This window comes from Enterococcus sp. AZ188 (assembly GCF_050544075.1).
Taxonomy (GTDB): Bacteria; Bacillota; Bacilli; order Lactobacillales; family Enterococcaceae; genus Enterococcus_D; species Enterococcus_D entomosocium.
In genome coordinates this window covers 146,207-162,198 of sequence record NZ_CP172943.1, presented here as the reverse complement: position 1 = coordinate 162,198, position 15,992 = coordinate 146,207, and the positions used below count along the sequence as shown (strand labels likewise).

Below are 15,992 nucleotides of genomic sequence, written 5' to 3'. Positions count from 1 at the left end.
TGATCAGATGCCAAAATACCAAGAAATTGCCAATATTTTACGCACACGTATCAAAAACAAAACGTATCCGCCTGACAGCTTACTGCCGAATCAAACTGATTTAGTCGAAGAATTCGGAGTCAGCCGGATGACCGTCAAAAAAGCCATCGGTATTTTAGCCATGGAAGGACTGGTTTATTCTCAGCGGGGCGCTGGAACAAAAATATTGAACCACCCATTCTTAAAAAAAGACACCACTGCTTTAACGGTCTATGAAGGCTTGTCAACAGAAATGGGCAAAGCTGGCCGCAAGCTAGTCAGTCAGGTCATCGATTTTCAAGTCGAATTTCCTGACCAAACGATCCAAGAAAAGTTGATGTTGACGGAAGAACAGCCGATCTATAGTATTGTCCGCTTGCGGATTCTTGAAGACCAGCCGTTTATTTTAGAATATACCTATATGCCGGTCCATTTGGTGCCCAATTTAACTCGTGGCCATTTAGAAAGTTCTATCTATCGTTATGTCAAAGAGGAACTAGGGGTCCAGTTTGCTGGGGCCTACCGCACCATCGCCGCTGATAAAAGTACCGCGTACGATCAACAGTATTTGGACTGTAAAGCCGATGATCCGGTCTTAGAGATCGAACAGATCGTCTATCAGAAAAATGGCTCACCTATCGAATTTTCCCGTAGTCGCAACCGTTATGACGTGCGGGCCTACTCTTATTTAGATGTCCAGCACTAAAAAGACCTATCCACGGTTTTCTTCCATCAGAAACCGTGGGCAGGTCTTTTTGTTGTTGCATTCGTTGCTTCGTTTATTTTTTTGCTGAGGGTTGGAATCGTTTCAGCCGCAAGGCATTTAATAAAACGGATACCGAGCTGAAGCTCATGGCCGCCCCGGCGATCATTGGATTGAGCAAGGGGCCGCCGAAAAGATGCAACACACCCATTGCGACAGGAATGCCTAAGACGTTATAAGCAAAAGCCCAGAAAAGATTTTCTTTGATGTTTTTGATGGTTGCCCGACTTAACTCGATCGCTGATGGGACGTCCATCAGATCGCTGCGCATCAGTACGATGTCTGCCGATTCGATGGCGACATCGGTACCAGAGCCAATCGCGATCCCTACATCGGCTTGGGCTAACGCCGGCGCATCATTGATCCCGTCACCTACCATCGCAACCTTTTGGCCTTTGGCTTGCAGGCCGGCTACTTTGGCGGCTTTATCTTCTGGCAAGACGTCACTGATTACTTCATCGATACCGACTTGTTTGGCGATGGCTTGGGCTGTCCGAGCATTGTCGCCCGTGATCATTGCTACGTACAAGCCCATTTGATGCAACCGCTCAATGGCTTTTCGACTGCTTTCTTTGATAGTATCTGCCACAGCGATGATCCCGATCGCTTCGCCGTCTTTGGCAACATACATCGGTGTTTTCCCTTCGTGAGCCAATTGTTGGGCTTGCTCGATCAGGCCATCGATGGCAACGTTTTGTTTTTCCAGCCATTTCTGGTTGCCTAATAGGACTGGACTGCCAGCAATCGTGCCTTGAATCCCATGCCCCGGAATCGCTTCAAACCCGTCAACTTCTTGCAGGGCAAGGGCTTGCTTGCGGGCTTCGATCACAATGGCTTCGCCTAATGGATGTTCTGAGCCTTTTTCAACAGAAGCCGCCAGCTGCAGCAATTCCGTCGGCGTGTGGTTGCCGGCAGGCAGGAGATCGGTTACGACTGGTTTGCCTTCTGTGATCGTGCCGGTTTTATCAAAGACGATCGTCGTCACGTTTCTAGCTGTTTCTAACGCATCGCCGCTTTTGATCAAGACGCCATTTTCTGCCCCTTTGCCCGCACCCACCATGATGGCGGTCGGTGTCGCTAATCCTAAGGCACACGGACAAGCAATCACTAATACAGAGATCGTAATGGTCAATGAGAAGATCCAGGTTTCTTGTCCTAAGAAAAACCAGGCAAGTCCTGCAAAAACCGCCAAGACCATGACAATCGGGACAAACACACCCGAAACTTTATCTGCCATGCGGGCAATTGGCGCTTTGGAGCCTTGGGCATTTTCTACTAACTGAATGATTTGCGCTAACGTTGAATCTTCTCCCACATTGGTGGCTTCGTATTGAAACGAGCCATTTTTGTTGATACTAGCGCCGATCACCCGATCACCGACTTGTTTTTCGATAGGTAAGCTTTCTCCGGTGATCATTGATTCATCGATGGCAGAGCGTCCTTGGGTAACGATCCCATCCACAGGAATCTTTTCACCAGGTCGTACGACTAAGATATCGCCGGCTGCGACTTCTTCAATACCCACTTCGACTTCTTCGGCTTGATGCCCGCTGCCGCGAAGCACGCGGGCTTTTTTCGGTGCGAGATCCAACAACTTCTTGATGGCTTCGGAGGTTTTGCCCTTTGAGACCGACTCAAGGTATTTTCCTAAGGTCACTAATGCCAAAATAACGGCGGCCGTTTCATAGTACAAGTGCATCGCATAGTGGGTCGTGCCCAGGTAGACCATCACGGTCCCATAAATACTATAAAAGAAGGCAGCACTGGTTCCCAATGCGACGAGGGAATCCATGTTAGGATGGCCTTTCCAAAGCGCTTTGAAACCAGCAATGTAAAAGGCGCGACCGAGGACCATCACCGGTAAGACTAAAATCAATTGAGTGGTAACGAAATTGACTGGATAGGCCATTGGATCTAAAAAGCCAGGGATCGGCAAACCGATCATTTCCCCCATCGTCAAATAGAACAAGGGGATCGTAAAGAGCGCCGAAAGCCAAAACCGTTGCCATAAAGCACGAATCTCTGCCTGTTTTGAATCCGCCTTGTCGGCAGAAGCGGTCGGCAGCTGTGCGTCATAGCCCGCCTCTTTCACGGCAGCTGCGATCTTCGCGGCGGACACTTGGTCTTGTTGATAGCTGACCGTCAGTTTTTCTGTCGCCAGATTGACGGAGGCTTGCTCCACACCCGCTAATTTTTGGACAGCTTTTTCTACTGTTTGGGCACAAGACGCACAGGTCATGCCCGAGATGGCAAAGGTCTCTTGTCTTTGAGAGCCGATCAGTTGATAGCCCGCTGCTTTGATGGCCTCAGCGAGTGTTTCTTCGGTGAGCTGCTGCTCATCATAACGAATATGTAATTTTTCAGTAGCCAAATTGACAGCTGCTTGGTCGACCCCCGCCAGCTTGCTGACTGTTTTTTCGACTGTCTGGGAACAAGACGCACAGGTCATCCCTTTTACCCCATAATTCTTTTCGATCATTGTTTCCTTCCTCCTTGCTTGCTATGCAAACCCATTCACCTTTTATGTTTACAGTTGTAATCTTCTTCTACTTTACAATTATCGTTTACACTTGTCAACGATAACACTCAAAAAAAGGACGTTCTCCTTTGAAGCGGCCCAAAAAGCGAGACTTTTGGTCTACCTTTGGGCGGTCGCTACAGGTGGAACGTACTTTTTTCTAAGAAACGATCACTGCCGTTGCAGGGGTCGTTTCGCTTATTCAGGTATTGGCTTTAGGAGGCTAGCACTCTTGCCCGTTGGTTTTGATCAGCTCTTGATACCAGTAGAAGCTGTCTTTCTTGTAGCGTGCCAGTGACCCTTCTTGGGTTTCATCTTGGTCGACGTAGACAAAGCCATAGCGTTTTTGGTAGCCGTTCAACCAGCTTAGCAAATCAGTGAAGGACCAGGTGCAATAGCCAAGAACTTCCGCGCCGTCGCTGATCGCTTCTTTGATGGCATGGACATGCCCTGCTAAATAATCGATGCGGTATTGGTCATGGATTTGGTGATCGTCTGTTAGTTTATCGTATTCACCAAGTCCGTTTTCCGTAATGATCACAGGCACCCGATAACGGCTAGTGATTCGGCGTAAAGCGATCCGCAGCCCTTGAGGATCGATCTCCCAATCCCAATTCGTCCGTTCCACAAATGGATTTTCAGCTTTTTTGAACATTCCTGGTGTCCCGGTTTCTTCGGAGCTACCTTTTTTTCCAGTGGTGTTCATTTTACCGGCACCGACACCATCTAATGGATTGTAGGCATTCGTTGCTGTTTGGTAATAGTTGATCCCTAAGAAATCTGGTTTTGCTGAACGCAGCAAGTCCATATCTCCTGGTTCGATCGTTGGTGCGATCCCTTGCTCGTTCAAGTAATTCATTGCAGCAATCGGGTATTCGCCCCATAGATAGACGTCTAACCAATAATGCGCCATCAAGTCTTCGGCGTTTTCAGCTGCCAAAATATTTTTCGGGTCGCTGTTGATTGGGTAGTTTGGTGAATAGGCGAAACTTGGTCCGATTTTCCCTGGGATTTTCATCTCATGGAACTTGTTGATCACCGACGCATTTGCCAAGTTAGCGATATGATTGACTTCATACATCCGTTTAGGATCGGTCACTCCTGGTGGATGGGCAGCTAAAAGATAGCCTAAAGAAGTAAAGATATTTTGTTCATTCAAGCTGACCCAATAGTGAACTTTGCCGCGAAAGGCTTCAAATAATACGGCCGCATAGTTGGTGAAATCTTCAATGATTTTGCGAGATTCCCAGCCGCCATATTCTTCTTGCAACGTACGTGGCAGATCCCAATGGTACAAGGTCACCATTGGTTCGATCCCTGCTTTAATCAGCTCATCGATCAATGCTAAATAAAAGTCTAACCCTGCTTGATTGACTTCTCCTCGTCCTTCTGGAAAAATCCGTGTCCATGCAATGGAAAAACGATAGGTTTTCAATCCTTGTTCTTTCATCAAGGCAACATCTTCTTTGAAGCGGTGGTAATGGTCGACCGCGACATCTCCGTTCGTTGCTTTAAAGGTTTTGCCTGGAATGCGGACAAAATCGTCCCAAACTGAAGCGCCTTTGCCGTCTTCTTGCCATGCACCCTCTACTTGATAGGCTGCTGATGCTGAACCCCATAAGAAATCGTTGGGGAATTCTTTTAGTTGTTTATGATCCAATTGTTTCCCTTCTTTCTGTTTGATGATACCCCTTTCTTAAGTATACCGATAATTGCCTGATTTGTCATAAGAAGATTTTTTACCTGTGCCAAGAAAGCCGATGGCACGCAAAAAACATCCGTGCAAGCAGTGGGTTACTCCTTGTACGGATGCGGACTAGCTATGGATCATGCGTCAAATTGTGCCTGATAGAGTGAGGCATAACGCCCCTCTTTGGCTACTAACTCTTCGTGGGTCCCTTGCTCTACGATATTGCCCTGTTCCACCACGAGGATCGTGTCGGCATGTCGAATCGTGGACAAGCGATGGGCGATCACAAAGGAGGTTTTGCCTTTCATCAATTTGGTCATCGCTGCTTGGATCAGCAGCTCCGTTTGCGTGTCGACATTTGATGTGGCTTCATCAAGAATCAGCAGATCGGCATCTAACAGCATTGCTCGCGCAATCGTCAATAGTTGTTTTTGCCCTTGTGAAATACCGGTCCCGTCTTCAGAAATCAAAGTATCATAGCCTTTTGGCAGGCTCATAATAAAGTCATGGATATGGGCGGCTTGTGCAGCAGCTTGGACTTCTGCCATCGTCGCATTCGCCTTGCCGTAGGCCAAATTTTCAAAAATCGTTCCCGTGAACAGCCACGTGTCTTGCAGCACCATCGCATAGCTTTGCCGTAAGCTGCGGCGTGTCGCTTGGCGGATATTTTTTCCGTCTAAACGAATCGCTCCTTGGTCAGGGTCATAAAACCGCATCAAGAGGTTCACAATGGTGGTTTTCCCCGCTCCGGTCGGTCCGACGATCGCGACCAAGCTGCCAGCTGGTACTTGTAGCGAAAGGTCTTTGATGATGGGCTGCTGTGCTTGATAGCCGAAGGTCACATGATCAAAGGCGACCTCACCAGACACCTCGCGGTATTCGTAGGCTCCAGGAACATCAGAAACTTCCGGTTCTTCATCCAGCAAACGGAAGATTCGTTCTGCCGCCGCCAATGCCGATTGCAAATCACTGAAGATGTTGGCTAACTCATTGATTGGTCCTGAGAATTTTCTGGAGTAAAGAACAAAGGAAGAAACATTCCCTAATGTCAGATGACCGAACAAAAACAGCAAGGCGCCAAACATACTGATCAAGGACAATGACAGATTGTTGATAAAGTTGATGGAAGGACCAGTCATACTGCCGTAGTACTCGGCATTGTAATAGGCATCCACCGCTTCTTGGTTTTTTTCGTCAAAACGGCTGATGATCGCTTCTTCTTGGTTATACAGCTTGATCGTTTGCTGACCAGAAATAATCTCTTCCACAAAGCCGTTCAGTTCGCCTAATTTGCGAGAACGACGGCGAAACAATGGTTGAAATTTGCTCATCAAAAAGCGGGTCAAAAAGATCGAAGCGGGAACCGTTACGACAAAAATCAGCACCAGCAGCGGCGAAATCAAAACCATCATCACAAACGAACCAATGATCGTCACAAGACTGCTGAGGACTTGAATGGCATCGCTGGCCAATGACGTATTGATGGTATCGACGTCATAACTGATGCGGCTGATGATATCCCCAGTGGCGACCCGGTCAAAATACCCCACCGGCAGTTCGGTGATTTTATCAAAAATCGCCTTACGCATCGCTGCCACCACCCGCTGACTCAAGCGGATCATCATGAGCGAAATCAGATAACTAAGAAGGGAAGACGCAAGATAAAACAGGAGCATCAGCCCACAATAAAAGAAGACTCGTTCAAAAATGACCTTGCCGGGACCCGGTTGAATAGCATCAATGGCGTACCCGGAAAGCAACGGGCCCACCAAGGCGAAGATGTTGCTGGCCATCATCAATACAGCGGCTGCCAGCAGGAGACCTTTGTACTCGTAGAGATAGCCCCACAAACGCCGTAGTGTTTTCTTACTATCCTGCGGTTTTTCCGTTTTTTTCTTCGGCATCGTCGGCACCTCCTGTCTGACCTTGATAAATGGCTTGGTAGATCGCATTTTCTGCTAGTAATTCTTGGTGACTGCCAAAGCCGTTCATTTGCCCGTTTTCCAGTACCAAAATTTTGTCGGCATGCTGGATCGAGCTGATCCGCTGCGCGATCAAGATCGTCGTCGTCTGTTGAAACTGCTGTTTCAGGACCTTGCGCAACTGAGCGTCGGTCCGATAATCTAGCGCACTGGCGGAGTCATCCAAAATCAAAATTTCCGGATCCCCCGCCAATGCCCGCGATAACAAGACCCGCTGCTTTTGACCGCCGCTTAAATTGCTGCCTTTGGCATGCAGTGGATGAGCTAAGCGCTTGGGTAGTTGATTGATAAACTCCTTGGCTTGGGCGCGAGCCGCCGCTTCTTCGATCTGCTCTTTGGAAAACCGCCGGCCAAAGGCGATATTTTCTTCAATCGTTTCCGCAAAAAGCACGTCTTTTTGTAAGACGACACCGAATAACTGATGCAACTCCGTCGGATCGATGGAGCGAATGTCGCGACCAGCGATGCGGATCATACCCTTCGTTGGGTCATAGAGCCGCAGCAGTAGTTTGACGATCGTTGATTTTCCACTACCAGTCGCACCGATGATCCCTAAGGTTTCTCCCGGCTGCAAGGAAAAATCGATGTCTTTCAGCACCCGAGTGCCATTAGGATAAGTGAAGGAAACTTTTTCAAAAACGATATGCGCCGACTCTTCTTTGACAGGCGCCTCAATGACTTGCATATTTTGCGGCAGGCGCAAGACGGATTGGATCCGATCGGCAGAAGCGAGCCCCTTCGACACGATTACAAAGATGCGAGTGATACTGAGCATGGCATTCAAAATGATCGTAAAATAGGTCAAAAAGGCAATGATGACCCCTGGTTGGGTCAACCCTTGATTGACGCGAAAGGCACTGACGACGATCACTAGCGTCAGTCCGATATTCAAAAATAGGTCCATCAGGGGTGGTGTCGCAGCCATGGTTCGATTAGCAGTGGTTTCCGCAGCTACTACGTCTTGATTGACGTGGTCAAAGCGCTTTTTCTCGTAATCTGCTTTAGACAAGGCCTTGATCACCCGAGCCCCAGTTACATTTTCTCGGACAGTCCGCACCAACACATCCACTTGCTTTTGCAATGAGGCAAACAAGGGGATCCCCCGTTTTGAGATGGTGACTGCTGCCACTAAAGTGAAGGGCAAGACGCCTACTAAGACCAGTGTCAAAACGGGATCTAATGTAGCAGTGATCATGATTCCCCCTAATAACAGAATCGGGGCACGAATCCCCATCCGTTGGATCATCCCTATCGTTTGATGGATGTTGTAAGTGTCTGTCGTCAAGCGAGACACCAAGGAAGGGATCCCGACTTCTTCGACTTGCGGAATCGACAGATAGGAAACTTTTTCAAATAAGTCATGGCGTATACTACCAGTGGTATCGCGAGCAACACTGGAGGCCATCCGATTGGCGATGATATTGGTGACAACTGCGATGATGGAGCAGACCACCATCGCCCCGCCCCAAGCAAAAATCGCTGATACTTGCTTCGTGGGAATCACAGAATCGATGATATACGCCAAAATCCAAGGCAATAGCAAGTCCATCAATGACCCGAAGAATTTGATGCTGACGCCAAGGGAAATGCGGCCGATATAGGGTTTTAAATATTGAGACAAAAGATTCATTCCATCGCCTCAACTTTCGCTAAAAGCCGTTGGGAATTTTCTTTGACGATTTCCAGATCAGCGATCAACTGCTGCTGTTGGGCAGCAGAAAAACCTGCTACGACTTGTTCATTCCAGCTTTGAAGCAGCTGTTGGATCTTTGGTTGGACAACAAGTGCTTTTTCGGTTGGATAAACCAGTAATTGTCGTTTGTCGGTGGGACTGCTGGTTCTAGTGACAAATCCTCGTTCTTCTAAGATCGCTAGTTGACGGGCAACATTGCTTTTATTAACAAAAATCTTCTTGGCTAAGGCTTCTTGACTGATCCCCGGTTGACGGCAAATGTTTAAGATATAGGTATGATGCATCCCACCTAAACCAAATTTTTTCAGTTCTTTTTCCCGATAAAGGGTGGCGAGACGGGCAATATGATTGATTGAGCGGATAATGGCTTCCATGAGCACTCCTGCCTTTCTTGGTTCTTCAAAGTGTCTTATCTATTATAAGGAATAATCGTTGCGCACGCAACGATTATTGTTTCTCTCGGAAAAAAATAGGTACACTGTTGCTGATCAACAAAAAAAGAACTTCAGCCCTCTCGCTGAAGTTCTTTTCTGATTCATTTTATTCAGATTCTTTCAATAAAGCTTGTACGACCTTACGACGACGATACAGCTGTCTTGTTTTCCAGCTGATAAAGCCGATGAGTAAAGCGATCCAAGAAATGATCGTCAGCCATAAAGCTCCGTCGAAAAACCAAGGTGCGTCATAGTCAACGACTAAGACATTCTCCCCTGCTTGCTGTTGGACAGAAACGGCACCAATGGCACTCAAAGAGACATCTTTCTCAGTTAGTGGCTGCTGATTGAGGGTCAATTCAGTATAGCGGTAATTGATGATCGGTAACGCCTTCCACGCCTCTTGATCACCTTGCCAACGTAAAGTAAGTTTCCCGTTTTCTACGGTTTTTGCCACGGTATCATTTTTTTCAATGATTTCTTCCCCGTACAAATTGTACTTGTTCTTCTTGGTCTCTTGATAGAGGGGCAGATAATCTGGGGTAGAACGTTGATACAGCGCTAATGCTAAGGACTTGTCTTTACTAAAATAGGCTTCCTTCAATTGCGCTTCAGATTCTGCCGAGAGATAGGTGTGGTTTCGCAGTGAAACTGCCGCTTCATCGGAGTGCCAGTCCTGCATTTTGACCGTGTTTTGGATCAGGATTTGACCAACACTCAAAACTAAAACGAGGACGAACCAACGCGGATTTGCCAATGGCTTGCCCCGATAATAAGGAACCAGCAGGCACAAACCGACTAAGATCAAAATCGTGGCAGGAACAAAGAACCGAAAAGGGAATTGTAGTAAATTGATCACACCATTGTCCAGACTGCCTAGCCATTGCCAAGGAATAGCGTTCGATGATAAAACGAAAAAGACCGCTGCAGCTGCTGTCATTAATTTGAAGCCGCCGGATAGACGAGGCCATACACGAATCGCACCGCAAAAGAACAAGGCACATAAGATTGGCAGCAGGTACGGAGTCGTCCACCAATAGCTGCTGGTTCCAGTAATGGTATTGTTCTGCATGTTGCGATTCACAAAAGGCGCGATCAACGTGTTACTCGTATAGAGATCCAACATCCCTAACCAAATATTGGCGGTCAGCAGCAAGAAAATCCCGATCGCTCCTGCTAAGCGCAGCACCAATTGTCGTTTTTCTTCGCCGGAAGTTCCAACAAAAAAGGCGCGTAAGAAAAAGGGCACATATAAGAGCACTAACAAGATGCTTGAAAACACATGGATTTGAAATAAGACCGCCACGGAAACCCCTACCGCAAAAGGCCGCAACCGTTTATGTTCCCCTAGTGCGATCAGTGGAATCAGACACAGCGGTAACACGGCTGCTCCCCAAGCAGAAAAGCCCTGCCGCTCAATCCAATACTGGACAGAATAGGTCGCCATAAACAGGATGCTCATCCCCACTGACAGCCAGCCATTGACTCGTAGTTTCTTTAATAAGCCAAACATCGAAAACCCTGCTAGCAGATAGAGCAGCCCATTGGCGAGCAGTTGGTAGGAAAACCACGAAGGACTCAGCAAGACCAGCAGACCTTGGAAATAGGCAAAAAAGGGACCGTATAATGCATTGACGATACGAGCAGATTGCTGAAACCCGTAGATAGAAAGAAAATATTGAAAATTGCCCTCTTTGATCTGCTGGCTGGTCTCATAAAAACGATTGAAGTGAAAGACCACATCAGAGCCCAAAATCATGCCTTGGCCTAAGATCTGCGGTAATAAAAAAACACCACTCATTGCAATCAGAATCACCACTTGCCAGAAAAGCGGCTTTTGTACTATTTTTTGTTTCAAAAAAAAACCTCCTTGCACCTTTTCGGTACGCTCATAAAAAGAGTACCAGATAGGGACGAGGAGGGGAAAAAGAAAGCTTAGTGAAAAGGGATACATGGTAAAAATTTAACCAATTACTAAACTTTTCTAGGTTTTAGGTGGTCGTTTCTTTGCTTTTTCTCAAATTTATTGGGTGATCGTTTGCCAGCTTTCCAGTAGTTCGCTTAAAAGCGGGACGACCGTTTCTGCAGGGGCTGCCTCTTTTTGGACATTGGCACTGACTAGCTGATCGTACATATAGCCATACAGCTGATCGAGATCTTCAGCAATAGCGCCGCCTTGCTCACGGTCTAAAGAGACCCGTAATTCCAATAAAATATTCTGCGCCTTGACAAATTGCTGATGGGCTTGGCTCAACTCTTCTTTTTCCAATGCGATCACTGCTAATTTGATGTTTTTGATGGCTGCTTGCAACAGCATTTCAATCAGTTTGTTGGGGGAGGCACTCATTACTTGGTTCTGCAGATAGTTGTTTTGCATTTTTTGATAATTCATCTTTTTTTCCTCACTATAAATCAAATTCGACGAAGGCGGCACTGTCTTCTTGCTGCAAATACGTTTTGACAAGATTGTTTTTGCGGTTCAAACGCCCCAATTCTTGTTTGATCTCTTGCTGCTGGGCTTTGACCTGGTCTAGGAACGCTTGATACGCTTGGATCACTTGTTGCGCCAATGCACTGGTTTGTGGACTATGGCTCTGTTCTTCTGCTTGCATGGCTGCTATGACCGCTGCATTGGCTGCCATCAAACGACTGGCTTCTTCGCTGTCGCCGCGCCATTGGGCAAAACCAGTTAAAATCTGATTCAAACGTTCATCTAATGATACGTGTGGCTCCATAGGTTATTTCCTTTCTTGTTGACGAGGGTTTCTTATGCGAATGAAAAAGTGACTGCTTTAATCGGCTATCCTGCCTAGTTTGACGTATTGGCAAACTGATTGCTTAGGTAACTCAGCTGATTTTCAGCCTCCATCATCACGGAGTCTAATTTGGTAAACATTGTGATGTAACGCTCTTTTTTCATTGCTAAAATATCATCAAACCGTGTAATCTGTTTGTTCAAATCCTTGATGGTACTGTCATAGGTCGCAGATTTGGTGGCAATGATCCCTTTATTGGCTGAAGTATTGACGACATAGCTGTTGGCTAATTCTTTTAGCGCTAATGTATAGCCGGTCTCTTTCGTACTCGCAGTGCCATCGGCTTCTTTGGTTTTCGTACTTGCATAAAAGAAGGACTTCACAGCAGCGGGATCTTCCGCTAGGGCTTCTTTTAACTTGGTCGTATCCAGTCCCAATGTACCATCATTATCGACGGTGGAGATGCCTAGCTTATTAGCAGTCAGCTTTGATCCGCTGACGGCTGGAATGGTGATCAAATTTCGCAATTGAGTCTGTAGACGGGTCAACGCACTGTCTCCCACCAAGGTCCCCGTCTTGTTGTTTTCACTACTAGGATCTCCCACGGTCAAATTATCGCCGATAAAACTCATCAAGCTATTGTATTGATCCACTAATCCTTGTACTGCATCAACGACTTTCGAAGTATCATTGGCTAAAGAAAGCGTCACATGCTCCTCGCTTTTTTTCGCTAACGTCAGAGTGACACCATCGATAACATCCGTCACACTATTGCTGTCGCGGGTGATCTCCATGCCGTCTAGTTCAAAAATAGCCGGTTGGCCTTGCGTCGTAGCCGCAGTTGAACCGATCCCTAATCCTTCGGCGGCATTGCCGTCGATCAAGAAGTTTTTGTCGCCCATTTTCGTATTCGTTAAAATCAAACGGTTATCCACGATGCTCGCTGCAACGAAGGTCGTCTTGCTTTGGCCATTGATCTTAGCTGCCACATCTTTTAAGCTGTCTTCGGCAGTGATCTCGATCGAAGCGGTGATCGGTTTGCCATCTTCATCGACTTCCGAACTGGTCAATGAGAGCTGACCACTGACATTTAGGGCCGTTTTGCTGCTTTGAGCTACTTGACTCCCCGTCACCTTCGTGGCTGTTGCTAGTTGGTTGACTTTTAGATCATAGGTGCCTTCTGGGGCTTCCGTTGTTCCTGCAATTGAAGCGATACTACTATTGGTGGTCGTCGCTTTTTTTGTTTGATAAGCATCATCTTTTTGTAACGCATCGACTTTTGACAAAAAGTTAGTCAAGCGAGTGCTGATATCACTCCATGCCGTTTTTTGTGCTTTAAGCGACGTGATTTTATTCTCAGCACGGGTCTTATTGATCGCATCTGCCGCCAATAATTTTTCAATATCTTCTGAAGTCACGCCAGAATAACTCCCTAGCGTTGTACTGATTCCTGAACTGCTGGTTACACTTGCCATAGTTTCATCCCTTTCGATCGACCGCAATGCCCATGTCATCCCATATTTTTCCAATCACATCTAGCATGTTGGCTGGTGGGATCTCTTTGATCACTTCGTTGGTCTGCATATCCACTAAACGCACCATCGTACGCCCTGTGCGCTCATGTACTTCATAAGCCAATTTCATATCTTTGCCAAGTAGTCGCTGATTCACTTCCTCCACGGAGGCTGCGATCTTGTGCTGATCGGCTACTGAAAAATAGTGGATCGGCGGTTCAGTGACCACTGTCCGTTCCTTTTTCTCCGCCATTTTCCCCTCTTGGTGTTGCGGCTGAAGGTTGGCGGTCTCTGGATCTAGGGATTCGATCGGACGTGCTTTAGCGACCGACGCAACGGCTTCGATCGGGTGTATTCCTGACATTGGCTGAATATCCATCAGAGCTTCCTCATTTCTAAGCGTTTTTGTGCTGCTATGTAAAACACAAGAACTGCGCTTCCCCTAGGCAGTCCTTGTGTCAGTGGTTCACTTGATCAAAAATTATCCTTGTAACAAGCTCAATACGCTGTTAGGCATTGAGTTTGCTTGTGCCAACATTGAAGTTGCTGCTTGAGAAAGGATGTTGCTCTTCGTAAAGCTCATCATTTCTTGGGCCATATCAACGTCACGGATACGTGAGTTTGCTTCAGATAGGTTTTCTTGTGTTGTACCTAAGTTGTTGATTGTGTGTTCTAGACGGTTTTGCGCCGCACCAAGATCCGCACGTTGTGCAGAAACTGCTTTGATCGCTTCATCGATTTTCGTGATTGGGTTGTTTTCAACGCTGACAGTTGCCGCTGCTGCTTTGCCTTCATCAGAAGCGGTAAATGTTGCTAAAGCATCATCGTATGTTTTTTGAGCTGTTGCTTTTGCTGTATCATCCGCAGCTGTGTCGATGGCTGTTTGTAATTCAGCAACTGTTTTACCAGCTGCCGCATCAACTGTGCCGTCCGCTGCATATTTTGTTGTAGCATCTGCTTTGAAGGCAGTCGCTACTGCTTTATCTTTTGCTGCAGCAACAGCTTTGGCATCGCTTGTGTCAATGGCTTGTGTTAAATCTAAGCCTTTTACTTTCAAGGCAGATGAGCTCATGTTGTTGATTGAAACGCCCATTGTTTGGTTTGCGTTGGCACCGATTTGGAAAGTGAATGATTTCGCATCATCGCCTTCACCAGTTAACAAGCTTTTTGTATTGAATTCAGTGGTATTGCTGATACGGTCGATTTCATCAGACAATGCAGTGTATTCTTTGTTGATCGCACTGCGGTCGTCATCACTTAACGTACCGTTTGAACTTTGAACCGCAAGGTCACGCATACGGCCTAAGATGCTGTGGGTTTCATTTAATGCACCTTCTGCTGTTTGGATCAATGAGATACCATCTTGTGCATTGCTTTTTGCTTGTGACAAACCGCCGATTTGGCCTTTCATTTTTTCAGAAATTGCTAAGCCAGCTGCGTCGTCCCCAGCTTTGTTGATGCGTAAGCCTGAAGATAATTTAGACAAAGAATTGCTTTTAGAAGCATTTGCTGCCGTTAGGCGTGAGTAAGTATTCAATGCTGAAACGTTTGTATTGATTCTCATGTGTAGTTCCTCCTAATTTTTATTCGCTAAGGTTTCCCTCTGCTACTATTTATCGGAAGAAACCGTTCAGGGTTAAGCCTTTTTTCTAAAAAAAATAAAAAACTTTTGCTCCCGTCAAAGAACAAAAGTTTTTTGGGTTAATTTAAATAATCTAGAATGGACATCTGCATGATCTTTGTTCCCATTGCTAATGTTGAGCGGTAGGCAGTCATTTGATTTTGATATTCCATATACTTTTCCGCAATATCGACGTCTTGTTTGTTGGACAGTGTTTCGGTCAAGTTCAGCTTTTCCGTCTCATTTCGATCAGCTGCCGCCTCCAAGCGATTGTAGAGGGTGCCGATCTGCGCCCGTACATTCACTACATTGGTGGCATGCTGGTCATGAGCGGTTAAAAGCTCGCCCCCTAAGGCATCTTTATCATCACTGCGCAACGCAGACAATAAATCATTGAAGTAGGTGCTTAAATTTTGGGGATCCGTAGCGGTGCCCGTCTCGTTCATCAGTCGATCACCGCTGGCTAACAGATCCACCGAGACCCCGTTTGCGATTTCTCGGGGCAAGTCTTCACTGGTGCCATTGTATTTGATACCGACGATGGCGTCATTTTCTTTGACGATCTCAAAAGGCGCCGTCGTCGTATTCGTTCCGCTAAATAAATAGCGGCCATCAAAGTTGGTATTTAATGATTCAACGATACCTTCGATCTCTTGCTCGATCTCTGAACGATTTGCGCCTAATTCCTCACTGCCGGCTGTCGCATTGGCAGAAGATTGAACCAATGAGCGAATCCGCAGCATCGAGGTACTGACGCTTTCTAAAGCAGAATCTTGGGCTTTTGTCCAATAAATACTGTCTTTGATCGTATTATTGTAGGTTTTGTTTTGATTTAACGACACATTGAGATCCATGATTTTTGAAACCAGCAGTGGATTATCCGAGGACTTGCTGACTTCTTTCAAGCTCGATAGCTGATTCAACGTGGATTGGACTTTGGAGGCGTTGGTTCCTAGATTTCGTAAAAAATCATTGTAGGTGATTGAATTGGAAATACGCATGT

13 protein-coding genes are annotated in these 15,992 nt (G+C 46.5%); 1 reads left to right on the top strand and 12 read right to left on the bottom strand.

What is annotated here, in order from left to right; translation table 11 throughout:
- Positions 1–7 precede the first annotated feature (7 nt).
- Positions 8–724 carry a GntR family transcriptional regulator gene (locus IGI86_RS00760; RefSeq protein WP_005226669.1) on the top strand — a complete coding sequence of 239 codons (717 nt, stop codon included), beginning with the start codon at positions 8–10 and terminating at the stop codon, positions 722–724.
- Positions 725–797: 73 nt separating this feature from the next.
- Here IGI86_RS00760 and IGI86_RS00755 read toward each other — a convergent pair whose 3' ends face one another.
- The 12 genes from IGI86_RS00755 to flgL all read right to left on the bottom strand — a co-directional run bounded on the left by IGI86_RS00755 (position 798) and on the right by flgL (position 15,990).
- On the bottom strand, positions 798–3,260 hold the full coding sequence (locus IGI86_RS00755; RefSeq protein ID WP_144330756.1) for a heavy metal translocating P-type ATPase: 2,463 nt from the start codon (positions 3,258–3,260) through the stop codon (positions 798–800).
- 262 nt (positions 3,261–3,522) lie between these two features.
- On the bottom strand, positions 3,523–4,959 hold the full coding sequence (locus IGI86_RS00750) for a glycoside hydrolase family 1 protein (RefSeq protein WP_005232733.1): 1,437 nt from the start codon (positions 4,957–4,959) through the stop codon (positions 3,523–3,525).
- 167 nt (positions 4,960–5,126) lie between these two features.
- A complete protein-coding gene (locus tag IGI86_RS00745; protein WP_430617648.1) occupies positions 5,127–6,893 on the bottom strand; it encodes an ABC transporter ATP-binding protein in 1,767 nt (588 codons plus the stop codon).
- Positions 6,859–8,601, bottom strand: a complete 1,743-nt coding sequence (locus tag IGI86_RS00740) for an ABC transporter ATP-binding protein (protein WP_430617647.1) — start codon at positions 8,599–8,601, stop codon at positions 6,859–6,861. The genes IGI86_RS00745 and IGI86_RS00740 overlap by 35 nt, the downstream gene beginning before the upstream one ends.
- The gene (locus IGI86_RS00735) at positions 8,598–9,038 is read right to left on the bottom strand and encodes a MarR family winged helix-turn-helix transcriptional regulator (RefSeq protein WP_016611594.1); all 441 of its coding nucleotides are present in this window, start codon (positions 9,036–9,038) and stop codon (positions 8,598–8,600) included. The genes IGI86_RS00740 and IGI86_RS00735 overlap by 4 nt, the downstream gene beginning before the upstream one ends.
- 166 nt (positions 9,039–9,204) lie before the next feature.
- Entirely contained in the window at positions 9,205–10,956 is a 1,752-nt protein-coding gene (locus tag IGI86_RS00730) for a hypothetical protein (protein ID WP_008376564.1), read from the bottom strand.
- Between the two features lie 165 nt (positions 10,957–11,121).
- On the bottom strand, positions 11,122–11,490 hold the full coding sequence (gene fliS / locus IGI86_RS00725; protein ID WP_008376567.1) for a flagellar export chaperone FliS: 369 nt from the start codon (positions 11,488–11,490) through the stop codon (positions 11,122–11,124).
- Positions 11,491–11,503: 13 nt separating this feature from the next.
- The gene (locus IGI86_RS00720) at positions 11,504–11,833 is read right to left on the bottom strand and encodes a hypothetical protein (RefSeq protein WP_081117664.1); all 330 of its coding nucleotides are present in this window, start codon (positions 11,831–11,833) and stop codon (positions 11,504–11,506) included.
- Between the two features lie 74 nt (positions 11,834–11,907).
- Positions 11,908–13,329, bottom strand: a complete 1,422-nt coding sequence (gene fliD / locus IGI86_RS00715) for a flagellar filament capping protein FliD (protein ID WP_016611598.1) — start codon at positions 13,327–13,329, stop codon at positions 11,908–11,910.
- Positions 13,330–13,333: 4 nt separating this feature from the next.
- The gene (locus IGI86_RS00710; protein ID WP_016611599.1) at positions 13,334–13,747 is read right to left on the bottom strand and encodes a flagellar protein FlaG; all 414 of its coding nucleotides are present in this window, start codon (positions 13,745–13,747) and stop codon (positions 13,334–13,336) included.
- 102 nt (positions 13,748–13,849) lie between these two features.
- Positions 13,850–14,932, bottom strand: coding sequence for a flagellin (locus IGI86_RS00705; RefSeq protein WP_008376575.1), 1,083 nt, complete (start codon positions 14,930–14,932; stop codon positions 13,850–13,852).
- A 137-nt stretch (positions 14,933–15,069) separates the two neighbouring features.
- A complete protein-coding gene (flgL, locus tag IGI86_RS00700) occupies positions 15,070–15,990 on the bottom strand; it encodes a flagellar hook-associated protein FlgL (protein ID WP_430617646.1) in 921 nt (306 codons plus the stop codon).
- Positions 15,991–15,992 lie beyond the last annotated feature (2 nt).

Excerpts from the sequence above, each read along its gene's own strand:
- IGI86_RS00760 (WP_005226669.1), top strand. The coding sequence starts at position 8 with ATGCCAAAATACCAAGAAATTGCCAATATTTTACGCACACGTATCAAA.
- IGI86_RS00755 (WP_144330756.1), bottom strand. The coding sequence starts at position 3,260 with ATGATCGAAAAGAATTATGGGGTAAAAGGGATGACCTGTGCGTCTTGT.
- IGI86_RS00745 (WP_430617648.1), bottom strand. The coding sequence starts at position 6,893 with ATGCCGAAGAAAAAAACGGAAAAACCGCAGGATAGTAAGAAAACACTA.
- IGI86_RS00740 (WP_430617647.1), bottom strand. The coding sequence starts at position 8,601 with ATGAATCTTTTGTCTCAATATTTAAAACCCTATATCGGCCGCATTTCC.
- IGI86_RS00735 (WP_016611594.1), bottom strand. The coding sequence starts at position 9,038 with ATGGAAGCCATTATCCGCTCAATCAATCATATTGCCCGTCTCGCCACC.
- fliS (WP_008376567.1), bottom strand. The coding sequence starts at position 11,490 with ATGAATTATCAAAAAATGCAAAACAACTATCTGCAGAACCAAGTAATG.
- IGI86_RS00720 (WP_081117664.1), bottom strand. The coding sequence starts at position 11,833 with ATGGAGCCACACGTATCATTAGATGAACGTTTGAATCAGATTTTAACT.
- fliD (WP_016611598.1), bottom strand. The coding sequence starts at position 13,329 with ATGGCAAGTGTAACCAGCAGTTCAGGAATCAGTACAACGCTAGGGAGT.
- IGI86_RS00710 (WP_016611599.1), bottom strand. The coding sequence starts at position 13,747 with ATGGATATTCAGCCAATGTCAGGAATACACCCGATCGAAGCCGTTGCG.
- IGI86_RS00705 (WP_008376575.1), bottom strand. The coding sequence starts at position 14,932 with ATGAGAATCAATACAAACGTTTCAGCATTGAATACTTACTCACGCCTA.
- flgL (WP_430617646.1), bottom strand. The coding sequence starts at position 15,990 with ATGCGTATTTCCAATTCAATCACCTACAATGATTTTTTACGAAATCTA.